This is a genomic window from Pseudoalteromonas sp. PS5, assembly GCF_004103255.1.
GTDB lineage: Bacteria > Pseudomonadota > Gammaproteobacteria > Enterobacterales > Alteromonadaceae > Pseudoalteromonas > Pseudoalteromonas peptidolytica.
The window spans coordinates 1-557 of record NZ_RCSQ01000250.1; the positions used below are offsets into that span (position 1 = coordinate 1).

Annotated in this window: 1 pseudogene; it reads right to left on the bottom strand. The window is 38.2% G+C overall.

Features of this window, described 5'->3' with window-relative positions:
* A pseudogene (locus tag D9603_RS21420) lies at positions 1-388 on the bottom strand (hypothetical protein); the annotation flags it as partial.
* Positions 389-557: the final 169 nt, after the last annotated feature.

Genomic DNA, 557 nt, shown 5'->3' on the forward strand with positions numbered 1-557 from the left:
ACGCCAATGACGAGATTGAGGCAAGTGGACTAACCCCAGCAAACGGTACATTCGTGACAAGCTTTTGTTTGGGAACAGACCAAATTGATATCAAGTTTTCACCAGCAATGACAAGCATACTCTTATCATCGGACAAAAGTAGCGCTTTGACTGGGGTTTTAACTTTGTCTTTTGGCACTTTAAAAACAATGGATTGATCGGTATTGTCGTGTATCTGAATGTCAGCGTTACCGTCAAGTGTGACTGTCCACTCACCATCTTTTGAAAAATGCCCAATTATCACACCGTTTTGTGTCAACTGACTGGTTACCCCTTTACTTATCTCAGGTTGACTGCCACAACCTATTAAAAAGCAAGCAAAACACACCACACACATCAACCGAAACATCTTAAACCCTTTATGTACAACGCATTTATTTCAACTACTGCCTTTACATATCGACCAATTGCAGACAAACTTAAACTATTGTGAATAATTTTATATTGCATATGGTGTATTTTAGCATGACAAAGCCACTCCTAAAGCAAGTCGTTGTTTTAATTTTAGCAATTTTATT